Below are 18,471 nucleotides of genomic sequence, written 5' to 3'. Positions count from 1 at the left end.
AACCCTACAGATTGATCATGGGTGATCATATAGAGAAGCAGCTGATACACGGAATTATTCTGTAACTACAGAACCACGTTGAGAACTTACTGTGCAGGCCAATCATATACTACCACGCTCTTACACTCGGCAACCTGAGACAAACCAAAAGATCATGTTAAAAGAAATTGCGTCGTCATTACGCTGGACAGTAAAACTAAGCAAACGCCTTCTCAGTATCTACCCACATGGTATTGCAACCGCCGTTGTTCTGAGTTTGTTAGCACAGCTCGCATTGATCGCCTCACTACTGCTTCCGCTCAAAATCGTGATGATTATGAGCTCGGGTAAAATACCCAGCCTACTTCCCTCCTCTTTAACAAGTTTTGGTGAACAGCCTTTAATACTAGGTATCAGCGTGTTAGCGATAGGCGCATTTCTTTTTAACAATATCGCCAACAGTTTTATTGAACGCATAGCGACGAAAGGCTCCATTAAGTTACAGGCAACCACTAACAAGCTGACTCTCTTTGAAAGCCAGGACACCATTGTCAAAAACGCCATATTGCGGGTCTCGGCAGTGTGGGCGAGCGCTATTTTTTTCAGCATGGGGCTCATCATACTAAGCCAACTTTATAGCTTACTGGCCTGGGTAGCTATAGGCTTTATACTACTCTGCCTCGGTTTCTATACGTTAATATGGGAAAGGTCATCCACCCTGAGGCACGCTGTAGAAAGCAAGTTTGGTCAACACATAAATATGCTAGGCAGCATAGGCTTTCTCGTAGCATTTGTAGCTATTGTTATTGATTTCATGATTCGCGACATACCCAGCTTTCTATCCATTTTACTTTCTATTATTCTATCGCGACAAATTTTATCTCAATTCGCTACAGCAATTATTGGCGCTCACTACCTAACAACCCAGCAGCATAAACTAAAAGCTCTCGCTTTTGACAACCATGTACTACAGCCTACTGTAAAAAAGACAACTAATACGGCATGGGCCTTTTTAGAAAATCCTGAACAACGAAAAGCGCTTTGTAGGTATATCGCTGAATGCATAAAGTCGTCGGTCGAGCTTGACGAACTTAAGTGGTTAGACACCGGCATAAATAACATCTTGCATTTTACTCTCATTACTAACGACAAAGAGTGTTACTTAATTAAAGTGTTTGACAAAAACAAAAGCGCTAAAGCAAGACACGAGGCAACGTTATTGCTCGACCCGCCTAAAGGTTTGCCAAGCCCCCCCATGATTGATGCCGGCTCACTGAATAGCTTTAATATTCATATCTTTGATACTAGCGATTACCAGCTTATAGAAGAGACAATCATACAGAGCCACATTCAACAACTTCAAAAAACTCTAGAGCGCGTTGAACCTAACGAGGAACTCGTCGCGCAATACCAGCGCTCAAGACCTATGCTTTGGGACCGTATTGATGAAAGAATGCTTGATAGAGCTTTTTCAATCGCAAGAAATAAAGAGATGTTGGCAATTAGAAAATTCAAAGCGCATCAAGCCACTTTAAAAGAGACGATGAAGTCAGCACCTATCGTGATCTCAAAGCCCTTAAGTTCCTTAGAGATCCTTTATCAATCTAAAACCGGAAACACAGTCGCTATTAACTGGACAGACTGGAGGATAGAGCCATATTTGGGTGAAAGCGTCGGACCGAAAAATGAATACCTGGCCACTTATTCTGTTAACTCAAAACAATCTACAAATAAGGAGATCAAGACAACACTTGTTAACAAATACTCTCAGCTGGAAATATCTCTATTAAGACAAAAATACAACATGGCACTACGCATAGTTTGCGAAATTGTTGACGAGCAGAATTTTCATATCTAGATAAGAATCTACCTGATTTAAGCGAAATATTTTTTTAGCTTTTCGAAAAAATACGAAGAAACAATGGTTTTATCTTCGTTAGTTATTGCCGCTTCATCACACAAAACCTCCACTTTATCCTCCATGTCACCAAGATGATTGGATTCCTCTACATCAGCTGGTTTGATTGTTTCGCAAACTTCTACTTCGGCAGCAGTAAAGTGCCGCAAAAACAGCGCCATAACATGCTCAACACCATCACGGGTAACTTCTCTACAATCAGGCGCAAAGTAGTTCCCACGTACATGCGGAGAAGTAATTATCTCGTATGATGGGAAATATACACAATTTGAAAACTCTTTTATAGCTTTCTCAGCTGCAATACGCAGGATTGCCTTAGACCAAACTGTTGACAACAAAACATCTCTAGGTTCATAAGTAGCGTTTAAAGCAACAGGAGACACTGTCAATATTATCTTAACTTCGGGATTAATTCTACGAATGAATTTTAAAGAAAATTTCAAATCCTCAAATGTTTCGGCCTCATCGAAATTAATAAAGTCTACTTTTCCTGGATCGTATTCCCCTGCAACTACTCCCGGAGCCAGAGGAAAAACAGCACCGTCCCTTTTATCTACCCAAGCCTCCGTAAGACCTAGCGTGAAAATAAAAACATCCATTTCCTTGATGGCCGTCCTGATACAAGAAAAGTGATGATTCCTATCAACCGTTAATTCTTCACTCGATACATAACCCCTAGGCTGAATTTGCGGCCTGAAAGGATCAACTACGAACGAACCACATGAGGACAACCAACATGAATCAATGGGACTGAACTGGCCATATGCTCGTAAAAGCAACTGTTTTAACTGTCTTGCGGTATAAATATTGCCATAACGCGCAGAAAAAAGGCCATAGTTGTGCTGAATCGCTATTTCTTGACTAAGAATGGGATGTGCCTTTTCTACTATAAAATGATTATAACCTGAACCCGACATAAATCGGGCGACATGTTGAGCAAAGCAACTCCCGGCTGTCACTATTTTTTCATCAGGCATTATCTTAAAATTTGGCGTTGAAACAGGATCAAGTTCGCGATAATTTTTTATGCCAGCACTGTTTTTCCAAAACTGTTGAGCTGCCAGGCCTACATAAGGGTGCTTCATCTTTTTATTCCTGTCTCTTTCAAAATTTTATTCATCATCAACTCCCCATATAACGCATTAGCATGCGTTGGATCATTATTAAAGTAGCTTGGTTTGAGGAATCCTTTTTCTGTTTTCGCACTGTCATCAATAGTGATTAAACTAGTCTCTAAGCTGGAATAGAGATCCTCTAGAATGTCAATCTGCATTTTATAGACAGCCATTTTCAAAGCGAGAGGCGGAAATCCAAGATCTATTTTATCTTTAAAAATCCCGGGATTATTTTTGATGTGTCCCCAGTCTGAAATTGGCGGCGGGGGAGGAATATAAAATCTTCTTGACTTTGGGAAAGCTTTAAAGATTGTAATAGACAAATGCTCAATTTTTTCACGGATTGTTTTCTCCAGGCTATCCTTCATCGCACTATATGGTATGGGCCATCTCTCTGAACAATTATTAAGAAGATCTACCTGATTAGCGATTGCAAATGGTTTCGGATGCTCTAACAAAGTCAATATATTATGGTCATTTCCTCTGAGGCTCAGACATACAGCTTTAGGCTTAGTACCGCCAGCAATCTCTCGCAAAGCTTTAATTGCTTCTTCCTCAGTATTAAGGCTCTCTCTTATTTTTCTTAGGTTTATGACGGTAACATTCCTGATATTTTTGGCGACTTTTTCAAAACACGAAATATGGCTATGGCCAATTAATAATAATTCATCCATATATTAACCTCCACTTTACTTTCTAGTAACCCAGAAAAAAGTCATCTCTGACTCCTTGGCACAAAAATTCATCGTAGACTAGGGAAGGTCTGAATAACCGCTGATTCTTGCTTATCTTGGTTTTAGCCGGCAAAAAATCGAAGATTCAGACACTATTCTCTTCTTATTTGTGTGTTTCTTGCCCGTTTCCCTCCATTTTGGCGGAAAACAGGCGCACTGGCCCTATGCCAACATGTATTTTTCACCAATCAGCAGGTTGCTGAATGCGGCCAGCATATGCAGCCCGTTGTTGTTCTTGGCAAGGCCGCGATAGCGAATTTTGCTGTAGCCGAAGACCTGCTTGATATACCGGAAGGGATGCTCGACCTTGGCACGCACACTGGCTTTGATTTTCTCCGCCTTCAGCTTGTCGGCATCCAGCTTCTTCCGGGTACCAGGCCGTTTGGCAATGAACTAGGAAACGTTCTCGCGGTGCTTATGCTCCTCCCGCTTTTGAATGCCTAGGTAACCGGCGTCACCGAAGACTCGTTGCTCTTCACCATGCAGCAGCTTGTCGGTGGGTACGATGGCATGAACGTTGGCAGCAGTGGTGTCAATGCTATGAATAAGGCCCAGTGCGTCATCAAAGCCGATGTGCATCTTCATTCCAAAGTGCCATTCGTTGCCCTTCCTGGTCTGGTGCATTTCGGGATCCCGTTTGCCGGCACTGTTCTTGGTGGAGCTGGGCGCGGAGATAATGGTCGCATCTACGATGCTACCTTCGCGCAGCATCAGGCCGTTTTTCTCCAGGTGTTTGTTCACCTCTCTAAACAGCGCCTTGCCAAGACCGTGTTGCTCCAGGAAATGCCGGAAGTTGAGAATGGGGGTCTCGTCCGGCAAACGATCCAGCTTAAGGCTGGCGAAGTGCCGCATGGATTCGATCTCGTAGAGGGCGTCTTCCATGGCAGGATCACTCAGGTTGTAGAACAGCTGCATGCAGTGGACTCGCAGCATGGCAGACAGCGGATAGGGAGGCCGTCCGTTCTGGCCCTTCGGGTAGTAATAACGGGCTACCTTCTTTTCCAACTGCTTCCAGGGAATCAGTTTTTCCATTCGTTCCAGAAAAATCTCGCGACGAGTCTTGCGCTTCTTGTTCTGGTACTCGGCTTCGGAGAAGCTGACCTGATCCATGGTGGCAACGAATCCTATGCGGTTGGCGATGGCCGTATTATCGCTGATTTCGAGACTTATTCAGAGTCTCCCTAGGTTATTTATTAACAAATTTTGTATCGAAGTAGCATCAGCCTTATGAGTTGCGATATAAAGATCTAAAGTCTTGCGATATATATTAAAACCAATGGCTGCCTTAAGCTTTTAAACTGTTGAAACAATTATTTGAACAGTACTCCGTCCTCACGGTTAAGGAACTCCTTTGCCAACTTAGCATTGGACTCTGCGTAGCGTTCAACAATCGCCTCTCTCTGTTCTTGAGTAAGCAAGTTATGCTCTTTTACCGTCCCAGGGCCTACCACTTTACGGGTTAAAAAATTTAGCATTCTCGTAATCTGCGAATGAATACGAGGAGTCATTGAGATTCGATTTATGCGGCGTAAAAACCGATTAACCATCGGTTTATATGCAACATTAGCGTCCGTCGAAGCTATTACTGCTGCGGCAGGCTGTTTTAGCCCACACCGTGTTAGAAAGTCGTCAATTAATTTTGGTTTTACTTCGTCGTAAATTCCTATACTTATTGCCGAGCGACCGAAAGCTCTCGCCCAAGGCACGATGAAGCGGTAATAATCTGTCCTACGTGGAAATTTCTCGAGGAAGCTCATATAATTTTCAATCGAGCCTGAAAATCTGAACTCGGAGTCACGCAGAACCTGAAGATAACCCGATTCAATACGCGCATCTTGACGACGGAAATAAGCAATCACTTTCACCTCGTAGTCGGTTAGCGACTGAGATAAAAAATTAATTGCATCCTCTTCAAGCATAAAAAAATATTCGGAACTTATAACTATCGTATCGCAGCCCGAGTTTAAAACTTCCTTTGCAAGCATCTCAAAAGGCCGACTCAACTGTTTTTTTGCCGCCAATGCAAGACCAGCCTGACCAGAATAGGAGGTATCACCCGATTTAGGATATAGGGCACCACCACCTTTAAAGATCTCACGATTTACAGAAAAATAGGACTGAATCGCTGTCGTACCAGTTTTTGGAAACCCAACATGCAGGAGCAACTTTATTTTATCAGCCATTTTAATTCTCTAACAAACTATCAAATGTTTCCAAGAAATTATGATTAAAACTTTCCGACCAAGACGTAGACCAATTAATGTTAGCGCCGGATTTCCGATATGAAAAATCATTGGATTTAGTGACCGCCTCAGCCAACGCCGCCATTAGAGAATCCATAGTGTGTTCAGCAGCAATAATATTACTACTCATTTTCCGCATTTCGTCAGGACTACGATTTTCAAAGCATGTAGTAACAGCCAGCATCCCTGCCGATGCCATTTCAAGCGGTGGAACACTCGGATGTGGTGCATACATCAAACTAATGCCTACGTCGTAATTCATTAGGGACTCGGTATATTCTTTAAAAGACATGCGTGGAATCAGTTTTAACTTAGCTCCTTCCGCCAGTTCCATATCCTTGGCTGCGCCTAGACTACCAATACCATAGAACTCCCAATCATTGGTCTTAAGAACGCCCTCATTAATAGCTCTTTTAATCAACATTATACTTACTTCAAAAAGATTCCGACCTGCGTGCTTTTCAGGCCTAGCATATACAAGGAGCCGTTTTTTTGAACTCGTTTCCCTATTAGAAAAATCAGGCTGAGCTATATCCGCAATAGCATGCTTGAATACGCAATATTTGGGCTTCTCATCAATAAAAACACCTAACTTTTTCTGTTCAAAAAACCGCTTTAACTGGGGAGAATTAAAAACTGCGGTGTGCTCGAAGGAGTAGGTCTCTTCGGCAAAGAAACGCACGCTGTCATAGTGATGAAAAATAGGCTCGAATTCCTGAATAAAAAATATTGGTCTTTTGCCATTACAATGATCCGCAGCTTGCTTTGCCAGCCGCATAGTCATCCATGAATAACCAACGAAAACATCGTCTTTACCTACAACCTGTTCGATTTCTCGATCAAGGCACTCTCTAAGTTCGCAGCGCTTTAAAACCTGAGTAACAACGTTATCGGCACCCATTTTTTTTTCGACAATACTAGTTAACGGCAGAACATCTTCACAGACAAAAATACGTAGCTCGTAGCCGTGTTCGAGAAGCGCCGCCATATAATTAAAAAGGCCGATATAGCCACCAAAAATTAGCTCGGGATTGACTGTAGGCACCATAAAATTGAGCCGCTGCGGCTCATTCTTAATGGTGATCTTGATAGGCTCAAAGCGCTCTTCCAATGCTTTTAAGGTTAGCAACCCAAGGGGGTCTCTTAGCTCATCAACTGGCTTGCCTAAAGAGAAGGGAAAAAAGACCCCAACCTTATTCTTGAGGTTAAGATTTAGGTAGTTAAAGATTGTTGAGAGAACCCAAAAAAAATCTGCAACGCTTTCAACCTTTCTAAAGGAATTAAACAGTTTAATTCGGTAGAATCTTAGTCTTGGGGCAACCCATGTAATAATATTCATTTTAGCAACCAAATTTTTAACTTATTTACAAATGACTTTTTTTCAGACTTATTTTCATAGCTCTCTTGAATAGTTTTTTTCAGTGAAGCAATCTTTCTCCTGAAGTGCTTTTCAATAAAGGGAAGAGCTTTCTCCTTAACACCTTGACCTATATCGATATATTCAAACTTTATACGCAAGCGCCTTGGACTTTGCGTTAATTGTTGACACGGGATATTTATTTGCGGATCATTATCTGGAAAATATAAGAAAGACTCGTTCTTATAGCCACTAGATGCGATGTCCGTTAAAACAACGTTTTCGCCACTAATAGATTCTGCTGTTACTTTTTTTAGCTTAATAATACATGGCTCACTCGCGGGGTCAAATCTAACACGTCGTGGCGGCCTACCCGCCGGCATATCTATAACAAGCTCTTTGCTATCCAAAGTGAGCGCCAGAAAATACGATTCTTTTTCAGAATAACCTGCTCCGTAATCGAAAAAGACTTGCGACATTACACTCTTCGGCGTACAATTTTTCGCTTCATACTGCTCTGCGTGATACCTCCTGTATTCGGGAGTGATATCCATTTCGGAAAATTTATGTACTTTTGATTTATCTACGAGTGAATCAAAAGCTTCTAAAAACCTTTCTTTGGTGACCCCCTTCAATAAAGGTGTAAGTTTCTCAAAGAGATAGTCTGGGTTGTTAACTAAGAGCGGGTAGGATACTAGCGTCACTCCACAATCGGTGCTCGCTAACTGTAAAGAAAGGTTGAAAACTCTTGAAAGTAATACCTGCTGTTGTTGCTCGACAGTCGAAGCACCCGAAAGCCCGCCTGGAATTCCCCCTGTTTTATACAGAGACTTATCTGTTCGCTGCTCAACATTCAGACGGCTCCCTACAGCAGCTTCTAAATCTCGAAGAACGATAAAAACATGATCAAGTGAAATATCTTTTCTCTTAATCACTCTAGTAACGTAATCAGGAAAAGATGGATCTTTAACTACATATGGTGAACTAACACTTTCAAGTATATTGATCTCCATCCCCGCATCTGCATATTTATGCTTTTGAATACTCCCGACATCAAAGCCTGTGTCCACGCCAAGGCGCGTTAACAGCTCAACAATGAAGGTGGTGCCCGACCTTCCAGTACCCGTTATTACTGCGTGTTTGCTCATACGCGCTCTCTGAAGTTATTGAGCCTCTTCCTCCGCGAAATTGTAAAGCTCTTATAGTTATCAATTTATAATTTACCGAATAGGAAGGTCAGATACAAAGAAATTTGACCAGAGAATGTTTGCCGATAAAATCGTAAACCGTGTAATAGTCTTAGGCGTTTTAAAAACCTACTTCTTCGACAAAGGATAAATTGGTTTAAATTATTTGTATTTTCAATGCTTAACTGTGCGGCGCACCGCTCTAATGCTTGTATATTTTGGTCATGCCAAATTCTGTGCTGACCCTTTAATACACTGACCAGCCGCTTGAGGGCAGCAATGAACGACTGATTACAACCAATTTGATTAGCTGAATGTTGCCGATATAAGATCGTAGGCGCTGGGTCATAAATTACTCGACCACCGATACCGGTAATTAATAAATATAACCACCAGTCATGCAAAACTACATCGGTGACACGACTCTGGCTAATGGCTTGTCGCGCCTTTTCATTCAACACCATTGTATTGCCACCAGCGATGCTCTGAACCAATGCATTAGCAAAATTAGGTGGCTTTGAGAATAAAGGTGACATTCCAATAGCTTTCCCGAACTCGTTAATTAGTGTAACGCGCGAGCAATAAAGCAATGGTTGTCTTGGTGAGCAGAACTCTAATGCTTCGATAGAGCGGGACAATTTATCCCTGTGCCAAATATCATCTTGATCTGACAAAGCAAAATATTCTGCCTTTATACCATCATCCATGAGCAAGCTAAGAAAGTTGGCTGAACTCCCCGCTCTGGGCCCGACTCGAATGCTGCGTACCTTGGTTGGCCATTTGGCTTGGTATTCCTCAACGATTTGTCTCGATGCAGAATCAGCACTATCGTCTGATACCCATAACGAAAAGTTCTCATAGTCTTGCTTAATAATTGAGTCTAACTGTTCACGTAAGTATTGTTCACCCTCGTAGGTACAAAGCAAAACTGCTACATGTGGAGTGTTGGATCTTGCCCTCACGCAAACAAATCCCCCGCGCTTCTGAGTTCTGTTAGCGAAGCAGCATTACGATCTTTATCTGACAAGCTGATGTTTGAAAATTTAAACCAATCAATACTAACCTCAGGATCATCCCACCGAAGACTTCGTTCGTACTCCGGCGACCAGTAAGCGTCCACCTTGTATTGAACTTCTGCCACTTCACTGATCACCAGAAAAGCATGACCAAACCCAGCAGGCACCCAAAGCTGTTTTTTGTTCTCACTGCTGAGGTGGACACCGGTCCATTGCCCAAACGTTGGTGAGCTTCTGCGCAGATCTACCGCCACGTCAAAAATTTCTCCCACGGTCGCCCGCACCAACTTCCCTTGTGCACCTTCACCAATCTGAAAATGAATGCCTCGCAGCACACCCCTTGATGAACGGGAATGGTTGTCTTGGACGAAAGTCACTTCTTCGCCAACGGCTTCTGCAAATTTGCGGTGGTTAAAACTCTCTGTAAACCAGCCCCTCTCATCCCCGAATACCGGGGGCTCCAGAATCAGCACGCCATCCAGAGGCGTTTTGGTTACCTTCATAATCAATCCAGATTCCTGTTGTGTTCAGCCCAGTCCCGTATGGTTAATTGCATAGCGTTGCGCCAGTCTGGTAATTGCAGGTTAAAAGCCCGTTCAAGCTTTGCAACATTAAGTCGGGAGTTGAGCGGTCGCGGCGCGGGCGCGGGGTAATCCGCTGTCGGTATTGGTTTGATGCGGTCTTTCTCAATCCGTATTGAGATGCCCAGTGCCTGTGCCTCTTGCATGATAGCGCGGGCAAAGTCACACCAGTTGGTATCCCCTGTACAGGTAAGGTGGTAAACGCCCTCAATGCCCTTGGTGCCTTTAAGTTTTTCCCGAACGGCGGTTGCCGTCACCTGTGCAATCAACCAGGCGGGTGTTGGCGTGCCCCATTGGTCCGCTACGACACTGAGTTCGTCCCTCTCCTGGCCGAGCTTTATCATGGTCAACATGAAGTTTCGGCCGCGGGCCCCGTAAACCCAGGAGGTGCGAAATATAACCGCCCCAATTCCCGCCTCTAGTAACGCCTGGTCGCCTGCGAGTTTGGTTTTGCCGTAAACCGAAAGTGGGCCGGTTGGATCTGTCTCTACCCAAGGGTTAGTGCCGCTGCCGTCGTACACGTAATCGGTGGAGTAGTGAAACAGATGCGTCTGGTTCACTTTGGCCCACTCAGCCAGGGTAGCCGGGAGCGTTGTGTTGAGCGCTTTGGCAGCCTCGGTGTCTGTTTCGGCTTTGTCTACTGCGGTATAAGCGGCTGCGTTTACGATGCAGCAGGGCTTGTGCTCGTTCAGCAATGCAAGCACCGTGTTCCGGTCCGAGAGGTCGCCGTCCGCTCTCGTCAGCCCTTTTACCCGGCCAAGCGGTGCTAGTGTGCGCAGCAACTCGTAACCTACCTGGCCTTCGCTGCCTGTTACCAGAATCATGTATTCAATCGCCTCTGTCGCGTTAAGTGAGCCTGGTTCATACTCGCCACATCCGCCAGCCATGGCGGTTGAAAAACCGTAATGCCGAGCGGATAAACCACCATCGGTGCCGCCAGTTCTTGGTGCCTACACCGCCACCGGCGTGACGGATTTTTACCGCTGGCACATAATGATTGCGCCAACCCCGCTTGCGGCCCCGCACGGCCAAGTCAAAGTCTTCAAAATACATGAAAAAACGGCCATCAAATCCACCGAGCTCTTGCCAGTAACGAAGGGGCCCCAGCATAAAGCAGCCAGAACACAGCTCAATATCATCAATAGGCGCTTCAGATGGCATATCCCGGTATTCATAGCGCTCGTTGAGAGAGTGGACGGGGGGCAGCTTGAACAACAGGTATAGCAAGCGCGCGGTCAATACGGCGAATGAAGGGTAACGCTTGTGGCCTATCGCGTCCGACCGCCCCTGCCAGTCGGAAATCAGCGGGCATACCAACCCGCAGTCCGGTTCTTTGCGGAGGTGCTGCGCCGCTGCGGTGATGGTGCTATCTTCAAGAACAACGTCTGGGTTGATCACCAGTATTGCGATATTCTGAGCGCTTGACCCGAACTCTTCGAACATCTGATCGAGTGCAAGGTTGTTAGTGCGGCCGTAACCAAGGTTTGGTTGCTGCGCTAACAGCCTTACGGGCCAATCGAAGGTTGCATCCAGCAGCTCCGTCGCCCGTTGCTCATCGAGGGGCTGGTGCCCATTGTAGGACAACCAGAGAATAGCTGAATCCAGCTCGCCTGCTTCCGCAGCCGTTGTCAGGCTGAGCGACAATGAGCGCAAGGCTGGCTCCAAAACGGACTCATCCCAGTTGTGCACCACTTTGGACATCAGGAGTTTCATGTACCAGCCTGAAAGCGGAAAGTCGGCCCATGCGACGACCGTAACATTATATCCAAAAAAACCGCATCGCTCAAAAGCCACGCTCCGCAAGTGCTTTCAGGTACTGGCCATAACTGTTCTTTTTGAGCATTTCCGCCTGCTCCAGCAGTTGCTCTTTACCAATGTAGCCCATACGGTACGCCACCTCTTCCAGGCATGCGACCTTCAGGCCCTGGCGTTTTTCCAGCGTTTCGATGAATCCCGCCGCTTCGTGGAGCGAGTCGTAGGTTCCGGTGTCCAGCCAGGCATAGCCACGGCCCAGAAGTTCGACGTTTAAATCGCCCCTATCCAGATACGCCTGGTTCACTGAGGTTATCTCCAGCTCGCCTCGGGCTGAGGGCGTTACACCCTTGGCAATGTCGATTACATCGTTGTCGTAGAAGTACAACCCGGTTACGGCAAAGTTGGACTTTGGATTTTCGGGTTTCTCTTCAATGGAAATGGCGCTTTGATTCTTATCAAACTCTACAACGCCAAAGCGTTCTGGGTCGGTTACCCGATAGCCAAATACCGTTGCGCCGGATTCGCGGGAGGCTGCGGATTGCAGCAGTTTGCTGAACCCCTGGCCATAATAGATGTTATCGCCCAGCACCAGACACACGCTACTGTTACCAATGAACGACTCGCCAATGATGAAGGCCTGGGCAAGGCCATCTGGGCTGGGCTGGATAGCGTACGTGAGGGTTACGCCCCACTGGCTGCCATCACCAAGCAGGCGCTGGAATCCTTCCTGATCTTCCGGCGTTGTAATTACCAGAATGTCCCGTATTCCCGCCAGCATCAGTACAGAAAGCGGGTAATAAATCATGGGTTTGTCATACACGGGCAGCAGCTGCTTCGAGATCCCCCGGGTGATCGGGTACAAGCGGGTTCCGGAGCCCCCGGCCAGAACTATTCCTTTCATTGTGCCACTCCCAATCTCCCTCTCTGATAACTTCCATCCTGAACCCGCCGACACCATTCGGCGTTATCCAGGTACCACCGGACTGTCTTGCGAATGCCGCTTTCAAAACTTTCTTGAGGCGTCCACCCCAGTTCTCGCTCTATCTTGCTGGCGTCTATGGCATAGCGCAAGTCGTGTCCGGGGCGATCGGCAACGTGTGTAATGAGATCACGATAGCTTTCAGCACTTGGTACCATTTCCTGCAGAAGGTCACAGATGGTGTGTACCACATCTATGTTTCGTTTCTCGTTGTGGCCGCCGATGTTGTAGGTTTCTCCTGTCACGCCCTCCGTGACAACTCTGTACAGGGCTCTGGCGTGGTCTTCGACGTAAAGCCAGTCGCGCACCTGGTTGCCCTCTCCGTAGACCGGAAGCGGCTTCCTCTCCAGCGCGTTGAGGATCATAAGCGGTATGAGCTTCTCTGGAAAATGATAGGGCCCGTAGTTATTGGAACAATTGGTGATGAGCACCGGCAATCCGTAGGTGCGGTACCATGCGCGAACCAGGTGGTCAGAACTGGCTTTACTCGCAGAGTAGGGAGAGCTCGGCGCGTATGAGGTCTCTTCCGTAAACAGGTCTTCAGGCCCTTCCAGATCACCATAGACTTCGTCCGTCGAAATGTGGTGGAAACGGAAGCTATTCTTCTGGTCATCACCAAGATTTCGCCAGTAATGCCTTGCTGCCTCAAGCAGGGTGTACGTGCCAACAATGTTGGTTTCGACAAAGGCAGCAGGGCCATCGATAGACCGGTCTACATGGCTTTCAGCCGCGAGATGCATCACTGCATCCGGCTGGTACTCCTCAAACACGCGGTCCAGCTCAGCACGGTTGCAGATGTCCACTCTCTCAAACGTATAGCGATCACTGTCGCTCACTGGCGACAAGCTCTCTAGATTGCCAGCGTAGGTAAGCTTGTCAAGATTAATCACGCTGTCTTCAGTGTTAATGATTATGTGCCGCACGATGGCGGAGCCGATGAATCCAGCACCACCGGTTACGAGTAATTTCATATCAAATCGATTCCATGATGCACCAAGGAAACACCACACACGCTACCGCCCCACCAACCAGGGTTCAGTGCGTTTAGGCAAAAGGTTTGCATGTTTTTCCGGGCCAGACAAAGACAGACTTCGTCGATGCTGTGCCTAAGCTCAATTCCCAAGAAGCCTTGTATGATCGCGAGCGATCGAAACGGTGCGATTCTACGGCATCTTATGTGCCACGCAAGTAAACAACCCTCGGGGGTGGGGTTTAGATCATTTAATGATGTAAAGATTTGTGAAACTGTAGTTTATGCATTCAGGTTGGTTGGCTGTTAATTTGGTGGATTGTCGGATTACGGCTTCGCCTAATCCGACCTACGGATATGGGGCGTGACGGTGGAGAGAGGGACTTTTACGGTTTGTTGTTTCTGCATGAAGCTGATGAGGACAATGGCGCGCTCTTCGCCGTCGTAGGCCTGGAATATGGCACTGATGCCTTTGAAGGGGCCGTCGTCCAGTTCTACTGTCTGCCCGGGCTTGATGCCGCCCTGCTCTATGACAGTATCCAGGCTGTATTTTATATGCTGAATGACGTCATCTGATATGGCTGCTGGCTTGTTGGCGAAGCCCACTACACGGATTACACCGCGGGTGGAGCGTAGCTTGGCCCACATGGGGTCGGTTTGTTCAAGGTTGACGAAGAGGTAGCCGGGGAACAGCGGTTCCAGTTTTTTGGTGCGCTTGCCGCCTTTGATTTTTTCCACCGTGATTTTAGGGTAGAAGCAGGCGATGTCCTGGTTTTGCAGGTGCGTCAGGGCGCGGTCGCCCTGGGCGGGTTTGTGTTGGAGGGCGTACCAGGTCATATCTACCGCTTGATTGGGGTGTTTGGAGTCAGGTAGAGCGGATTGTCTCATTGATGTTCCGGTTTCGCCAACGGGCATTGCCGTATGCTCACGATGCATACCGTAGCTTTTCCGCCATCAGATTGGGGCGCTGGCGGCCGGCTTTTACGAACCAGCCCGGCGGTGAGAACACCGCCTACGTCAAAATCCGGAGCCTTTCGCTCACTTATACCAATCGCCAGCTGCCACGAAGAACGGGTTCAGAACATCCTCCTTGCCATACATCAGCGGCTTGCCATCCAGGGTTTCCACTTTGCCGCCTGCTGCCAGCAACACGGCATGAGCTGCGCCGGTGTCCCATTCACAGGTCGGCCCCAGCCGGGGATAGATATCCGCATGGCCTTCGGCGATTTTGCAGAATTTAAGGGAACTGCCCGCCTGCACCAGTTCATGCTCGCCAAGCTTATCGATGAAAGCCCTGGTTTCTTCATTCAGGTGGTTCTTGCTGGCGACAACACGCTTGGCTTCGCCAGGGGTTGCCACTCTTATACGCCGCACCCGGCCTGTCCGCTCCCGCTTATAGGCACCGTCACCTTTCAGCCCCCAATATGCTTCCTTGAGGGCAGGCGCTGTCACCACCCCCAGAATGGGCTCGCCGTTTTCAATAAGTGCAATGTTGACCGTAAACTCACCAGTGCGCTGGGTGAAATCCTTGGTACCATCGATTGGGTCGATCAGCCAGAACCGATGCCAGTGCTTGCGCTCGCTCCAGGGGATCTCCGCGCCCTCTTCCGACAATATCGGAATATCGTGACTGAGGTTGCGCAGGCCCGCCACGATAATGCGGTGGCTGGCGACGTCTGCTGCGGTAATCGGCGACTCGTCTGCCTTGTAGTTCACCTTGAAGTCCGTCATGTAGATATTGAGAACTTTTTCGCTGGCTTCGTCGGCGATCTTCAGTACGTCGGGGAGGATCGAGCTGTAATGCATGGGCGTTGGCTTCCTGCGTCAGATCAATAACTTTTAAGCTATTATGGGCGATAGTGACGCAACACATCAAAAATATTGCAAGGATGACTTCATGAAGCTGAAATTCCTTGGCGGTGCAGGCACGGTGACTGGTTCACGCTATCTGCTGTCGGATGACAAACACCGGATGTTGGTGGACTGTGGCATGTACCAGGGCGTCAAGAACCTGCGCAAGCGGAACTGGGCGCGGTTTCCGGTTGAGCCGTCATCCATCAATGCGGTAGTTCTGACCCATGCCCATATCGACCACAGCGGCTACCTGCCAGCGCTGGTTAAGAACGGCTTCAAAGGAAAAGTATACTGCACGAAAGCCACCCATGAGCTGTGCAAGGTATTGCTGCCGGATGCCGGCTACCTGCAGGAAGAGGACGCCAAATACGCCTTCCGCAAAGGGTTTTCAAAGCATGACAAGCCGGAACCCCTGTTTACCGTGAAGGATGCCCAGGAGGCCCTGAAGCACTTCGAGTCCCTGCATTATCACGAACGCTTTGAACCGGTTAAGGGGATGGAAGTAACCTTCACTCCGGCCGGGCACATACTGGGCTCGTCCTGCGTGCACGTCCATCACCGGGGCAGCGACCGCACCATCGTATTCAGTGGCGATGTAGGCCGGCAGAATGACGTCATCATGCGGCCACCGGAGCCCATCGACAAAGCCGATGTACTGGTGTGCGAGTCCACCTATGGCGATCGGCTCCACGCTGAAAGCGACCCGGAATCCGAACTGGCGAAAATCATCACCAGAACCGCAGGACGCGGCGGCATTGTGCTTCTGCCCTCCTTTGCCGTGGGCCGCGCACAGATGCTGTTGTACCTGATTCACAAGATTATGGGCGAAGGCCGGATACCAAAAATGCCGGTTTATCTGAACAGCCCCATGGCGATAAGGGCCACCGAGATCTTTTCCCGGCATCACAAGGAACACAAACTGAGCGCCGGCCAGTGCGGAATGATCGACGAGCACACCGAATTTGTCCGCACGGTGGATGAGTCCATCGAGCTCAATGCCGTACGCTACCCCTGCATTATTATCTCTGCCAGCGGCATGGCCAGTGGCGGCCGTGTGTTGCACCATTTGAAAACCCTGCTGCCCAATCCGAGGAACAGCATCGTATTTGCCGGGTTCCAGGCACCGGGGACTCGCGGGGATGCACTGGTGAATGGGGCGGAATCGGTGAAGATTCATGGGGAGCACTGGCCGGTAAAGGCTGAGGTGCATAACCTGGATTCGCTGTCTGCACATGGGGATTATGAGGAGATTTTGCAGTGGCTTGGCGCTGGCACGTTAAAGCCAGAGAAGGTGTATATTACTCATGGAGAGATGGTTGCGAGTGATGTTATGCGGAAGCGGGTCAGGGATCGGTTTGGATGGAATGTTGAGGTGGCGGAGTTGTTTGATGAGGTGGAGGTTTGATTAGCCCTCCTCCCCCGAGCCTGTAAACCAAATTGTGTAACTGCCCACGACTGAGTAATCTTTTCAAAAGGATACCATCGTGGGTACACAAGTGGACCAAGAAAAACTCAAAGCCATGGCCGCAGAGCTGGCCAAAGATATCAAGTCCGAGAAAGACCTCGGAGCCCTCACCCAGCAACTCGTAAAACTCACCGTTGAAACCGCACTCAATGCCGAACTGGATGAGCACCTCGGTTATGAGAAGCATGCCCCGGCAGGTCGTGGTACCGGCAACAGTCGTAATGGATACTCTGCCAAACGCCTAAAAGGCCAGCATGGCGAAGTACCAATCGAGGCACCCCGTGATCGGGAGGGCTCTTTCGAGCCTCAGTTCGTCCGTAAGGGACAGTCCCGGCTGACCCAGATGGATGATCAGATCCTGGCCTTGTACGCCAAGGGATTGAGCACACGAGACATCGTGGACGCCTTCAAAGAGATGTACGACGCCGACATCTCGGCAACGCTCGTTTCCAAGGTGACTGAGCACGTGATCGATCAGGTTCATGAGTGGCAGAATCGCCCTGTCGATCCGATTTACCCTATTGTTTATCTGGACTGCATCGTTCTGAAAATTCGTCAGGACAAAAGGGTGATCAACAAGTCCCTGTATCTAGCCCTGGGCATTAACATGGAAGGCCAGAAGGAGCTGCTGGGCCTGTGGCTTGCCGAGACCGAAGGTTCGAAGTTCTGGCTGTCAGTACTGACGGAATTGAAGAACCGTGGTCTGGAGGACATCCTGATCGCCTGTGTGGACGGTCTCAAAGGCTTCCCGGATGCCATTGCGGCGGAGTACCCCCAGACCAAGGTCCAGCTCTGCATCGTACACATGGTTCGTAACTCGCTGCGGTATGTGTCCTGGAAGGACTACAGGGCCGTCACTGCGGATCTGAAGCAAATCTACAGATCGGCCACCGAGCAGGAAGCTCGAACGGCACTGGACGACTTTGCAGAACGCTGGGACGGCCAATACCCGCAAATCGCCAGGTCCTGGTACAACCACTGGGACAACCTGATAACGCTGTTCGACTACCCTCCAGCCATCCGGGAGGTGATCTACACCACCAATGCCATCGAGTCACTGAATAGCGTTATTCGAAAGGCAACCAAGCGCCGGAAGCTGTTCCCCAGTGATGACTCCGCACTGAAGGTGGCGTTCCTGGCGATCCAGCAAGCATCAAAGAAGTGGACCATGCCGATCCGGGATTGGAAGCCTGCACTGAATCGCTTTATTATCGAATTCGGTGACCGCCTGGACGGTCACCTGTAATGGGGTGTGTAGTGGTCAACTAATCCCGGACAGTATTTTAAGTTTTTCTTCCGCAATCACCGGTGGCATGCC

General features: G+C 48.1%; 16 protein-coding genes and 1 pseudogene. 3 read left to right on the top strand and 14 right to left on the bottom strand.

All coding sequences use genetic code 11. The features are described from left to right. The first annotated feature begins 91 nt into the window (after positions 1 to 91). On the top strand, positions 92 to 1,837 hold the full coding sequence (locus DIT71_RS16975) for a UbiA family prenyltransferase (RefSeq protein ID WP_144114515.1): 1,746 nt from the start codon (positions 92 to 94) through the stop codon (positions 1,835 to 1,837). A gap of 17 nt (positions 1,838 to 1,854) precedes the next feature. Here the strand turns inward: DIT71_RS16975 and DIT71_RS16970 are convergent, their stop codons facing one another. The 14 genes and pseudogenes from DIT71_RS16970 to cysQ form a co-directional block, all read right to left on the bottom strand. Then, a complete protein-coding gene (locus DIT71_RS16970) occupies positions 1,855 to 2,982 on the bottom strand; it encodes a GSCFA domain-containing protein (RefSeq protein WP_114614422.1) in 1,128 nt (375 codons plus the stop codon). Next, positions 2,979 to 3,686 (bottom strand): hypothetical protein, encoded by a 708-nt coding sequence (locus DIT71_RS16965; RefSeq protein WP_114614421.1) that lies wholly within the window; start codon positions 3,684 to 3,686, stop codon positions 2,979 to 2,981. The genes DIT71_RS16970 and DIT71_RS16965 overlap by 4 nt, the downstream gene beginning before the upstream one ends. A gap of 222 nt (positions 3,687 to 3,908) precedes the next feature. Further along, a pseudogene (locus tag DIT71_RS16960) lies at positions 3,909 to 4,856 on the bottom strand (IS5 family transposase). Between the two features lie 200 nt (positions 4,857 to 5,056). Continuing rightward, positions 5,057 to 5,929 carry a hypothetical protein gene (locus DIT71_RS16955; protein ID WP_114614420.1) on the bottom strand — a complete coding sequence of 291 codons (873 nt, stop codon included), beginning with the start codon at positions 5,927 to 5,929 and terminating at the stop codon, positions 5,057 to 5,059. 1 nt (position 5,930) lies between these two features. Then, positions 5,931 to 7,328: a rhamnosyltransferase WsaF family glycosyltransferase gene (locus DIT71_RS16950; RefSeq protein ID WP_114614419.1), complete on the bottom strand. Its 1,398-nt coding sequence runs from the start codon at positions 7,326 to 7,328 to the stop codon at positions 5,931 to 5,933. After that, on the bottom strand, positions 7,325 to 8,494 hold the full coding sequence (locus DIT71_RS16945) for a hypothetical protein (RefSeq protein WP_114614418.1): 1,170 nt from the start codon (positions 8,492 to 8,494) through the stop codon (positions 7,325 to 7,327). The genes DIT71_RS16950 and DIT71_RS16945 overlap by 4 nt, the downstream gene beginning before the upstream one ends. A 65-nt stretch (positions 8,495 to 8,559) precedes the next feature. Further along, a complete protein-coding gene (locus tag DIT71_RS16940) occupies positions 8,560 to 9,495 on the bottom strand; it encodes a glycosyltransferase family 2 protein (RefSeq protein ID WP_114614417.1) in 936 nt (311 codons plus the stop codon). Beyond that, entirely contained in the window at positions 9,492 to 10,052 is a 561-nt protein-coding gene (gene rfbC / locus DIT71_RS16935) for a dTDP-4-dehydrorhamnose 3,5-epimerase (protein WP_144114516.1), read from the bottom strand. Before rfbC ends, DIT71_RS16940 begins: the two co-directional genes overlap by 4 nt. 2 nt (positions 10,053 to 10,054) lie before the next feature. Then, positions 10,055 to 10,954, bottom strand: coding sequence for a dTDP-4-dehydrorhamnose reductase (gene rfbD, locus DIT71_RS16930; protein WP_114614447.1), 900 nt, complete (start codon positions 10,952 to 10,954; stop codon positions 10,055 to 10,057). Positions 10,955 to 10,991: 37 nt separating this feature from the next. Beyond that, on the bottom strand, positions 10,992 to 11,843 hold the full coding sequence (locus tag DIT71_RS16925; RefSeq protein WP_114614416.1) for a glycosyltransferase: 852 nt from the start codon (positions 11,841 to 11,843) through the stop codon (positions 10,992 to 10,994). 70 nt (positions 11,844 to 11,913) lie between these two features. Next, the gene (gene rfbA, locus DIT71_RS16920; RefSeq protein ID WP_114614415.1) at positions 11,914 to 12,786 is read right to left on the bottom strand and encodes a glucose-1-phosphate thymidylyltransferase RfbA; all 873 of its coding nucleotides are present in this window, start codon (positions 12,784 to 12,786) and stop codon (positions 11,914 to 11,916) included. Further along, positions 12,783 to 13,835 (bottom strand): dTDP-glucose 4,6-dehydratase, encoded by a 1,053-nt coding sequence (gene rfbB, locus DIT71_RS16915; protein ID WP_114614414.1) that lies wholly within the window; start codon positions 13,833 to 13,835, stop codon positions 12,783 to 12,785. The genes rfbA and rfbB overlap by 4 nt, the downstream gene beginning before the upstream one ends. Before the next feature lie 338 nt (positions 13,836 to 14,173). Continuing rightward, positions 14,174 to 14,671, bottom strand: coding sequence for a transcription/translation regulatory transformer protein RfaH (gene rfaH, locus DIT71_RS16910; protein WP_114614413.1), 498 nt, complete (start codon positions 14,669 to 14,671; stop codon positions 14,174 to 14,176). A 201-nt stretch (positions 14,672 to 14,872) separates the two neighbouring features. Further along, positions 14,873 to 15,640, bottom strand: a complete 768-nt coding sequence (gene cysQ / locus DIT71_RS16905; protein WP_114614412.1) for a 3'(2'),5'-bisphosphate nucleotidase CysQ — start codon at positions 15,638 to 15,640, stop codon at positions 14,873 to 14,875. A 91-nt stretch (positions 15,641 to 15,731) separates the two neighbouring features. On the opposite strand from cysQ, the gene DIT71_RS16900 reads away from it, so the two are divergent. Together DIT71_RS16900 and DIT71_RS16895 are read left to right on the top strand one after the other, a co-directional pair. Then, positions 15,732 to 17,093 carry an MBL fold metallo-hydrolase gene (locus DIT71_RS16900; RefSeq protein ID WP_114614411.1) on the top strand — a complete coding sequence of 454 codons (1,362 nt, stop codon included), beginning with the start codon at positions 15,732 to 15,734 and terminating at the stop codon, positions 17,091 to 17,093. A 91-nt stretch (positions 17,094 to 17,184) separates the two neighbouring features. Continuing rightward, a complete protein-coding gene (locus tag DIT71_RS16895) occupies positions 17,185 to 18,399 on the top strand; it encodes an IS256 family transposase (RefSeq protein ID WP_114614446.1) in 1,215 nt (404 codons plus the stop codon). Positions 18,400 to 18,471 lie beyond the last annotated feature (72 nt).

Source organism: Marinobacter vulgaris, from assembly GCF_003344045.1.
Lineage (GTDB): Bacteria > Pseudomonadota > Gammaproteobacteria > Pseudomonadales > Oleiphilaceae > Marinobacter > Marinobacter vulgaris.
The sequence above is the reverse complement of the archived record's forward strand: the minus strand, read 5'-3'. Positions and strand labels throughout refer to the sequence as shown.

Excerpts from the sequence above, each read along its gene's own strand:
- rfbD (WP_114614447.1), bottom strand. The coding sequence starts at position 10,954 with ATGATTCTGGTAACAGGCAGCGAAGGCCAGGTAGGTTACGAGTTGCTG.
- DIT71_RS16945 (WP_114614418.1), bottom strand. The coding sequence starts at position 8,494 with ATGAGCAAACACGCAGTAATAACGGGTACTGGAAGGTCGGGCACCACC.
- DIT71_RS16950 (WP_114614419.1), bottom strand. The coding sequence starts at position 7,328 with ATGAATATTATTACATGGGTTGCCCCAAGACTAAGATTCTACCGAATT.
- rfaH (WP_114614413.1), bottom strand. The coding sequence starts at position 14,671 with ATGACCTGGTACGCCCTCCAACACAAACCCGCCCAGGGCGACCGCGCC.
- rfbC (WP_144114516.1), bottom strand. The coding sequence starts at position 10,052 with ATGAAGGTAACCAAAACGCCTCTGGATGGCGTGCTGATTCTGGAGCCC.
- cysQ (WP_114614412.1), bottom strand. The coding sequence starts at position 15,640 with ATGCATTACAGCTCGATCCTCCCCGACGTACTGAAGATCGCCGACGAA.
- DIT71_RS16925 (WP_114614416.1), bottom strand. The coding sequence starts at position 11,843 with ATGAAACTCCTGATGTCCAAAGTGGTGCACAACTGGGATGAGTCCGTT.
- DIT71_RS16970 (WP_114614422.1), bottom strand. The coding sequence starts at position 2,982 with ATGAAGCACCCTTATGTAGGCCTGGCAGCTCAACAGTTTTGGAAAAAC.
- DIT71_RS16965 (WP_114614421.1), bottom strand. The coding sequence starts at position 3,686 with ATGGATGAATTATTATTAATTGGCCATAGCCATATTTCGTGTTTTGAA.
- rfbB (WP_114614414.1), bottom strand. The coding sequence starts at position 13,835 with ATGAAATTACTCGTAACCGGTGGTGCTGGATTCATCGGCTCCGCCATC.
- rfbA (WP_114614415.1), bottom strand. The coding sequence starts at position 12,786 with ATGAAAGGAATAGTTCTGGCCGGGGGCTCCGGAACCCGCTTGTACCCG.
- DIT71_RS16900 (WP_114614411.1), top strand. The coding sequence starts at position 15,732 with ATGAAGCTGAAATTCCTTGGCGGTGCAGGCACGGTGACTGGTTCACGC.
- DIT71_RS16955 (WP_114614420.1), bottom strand. The coding sequence starts at position 5,929 with ATGGCTGATAAAATAAAGTTGCTCCTGCATGTTGGGTTTCCAAAAACT.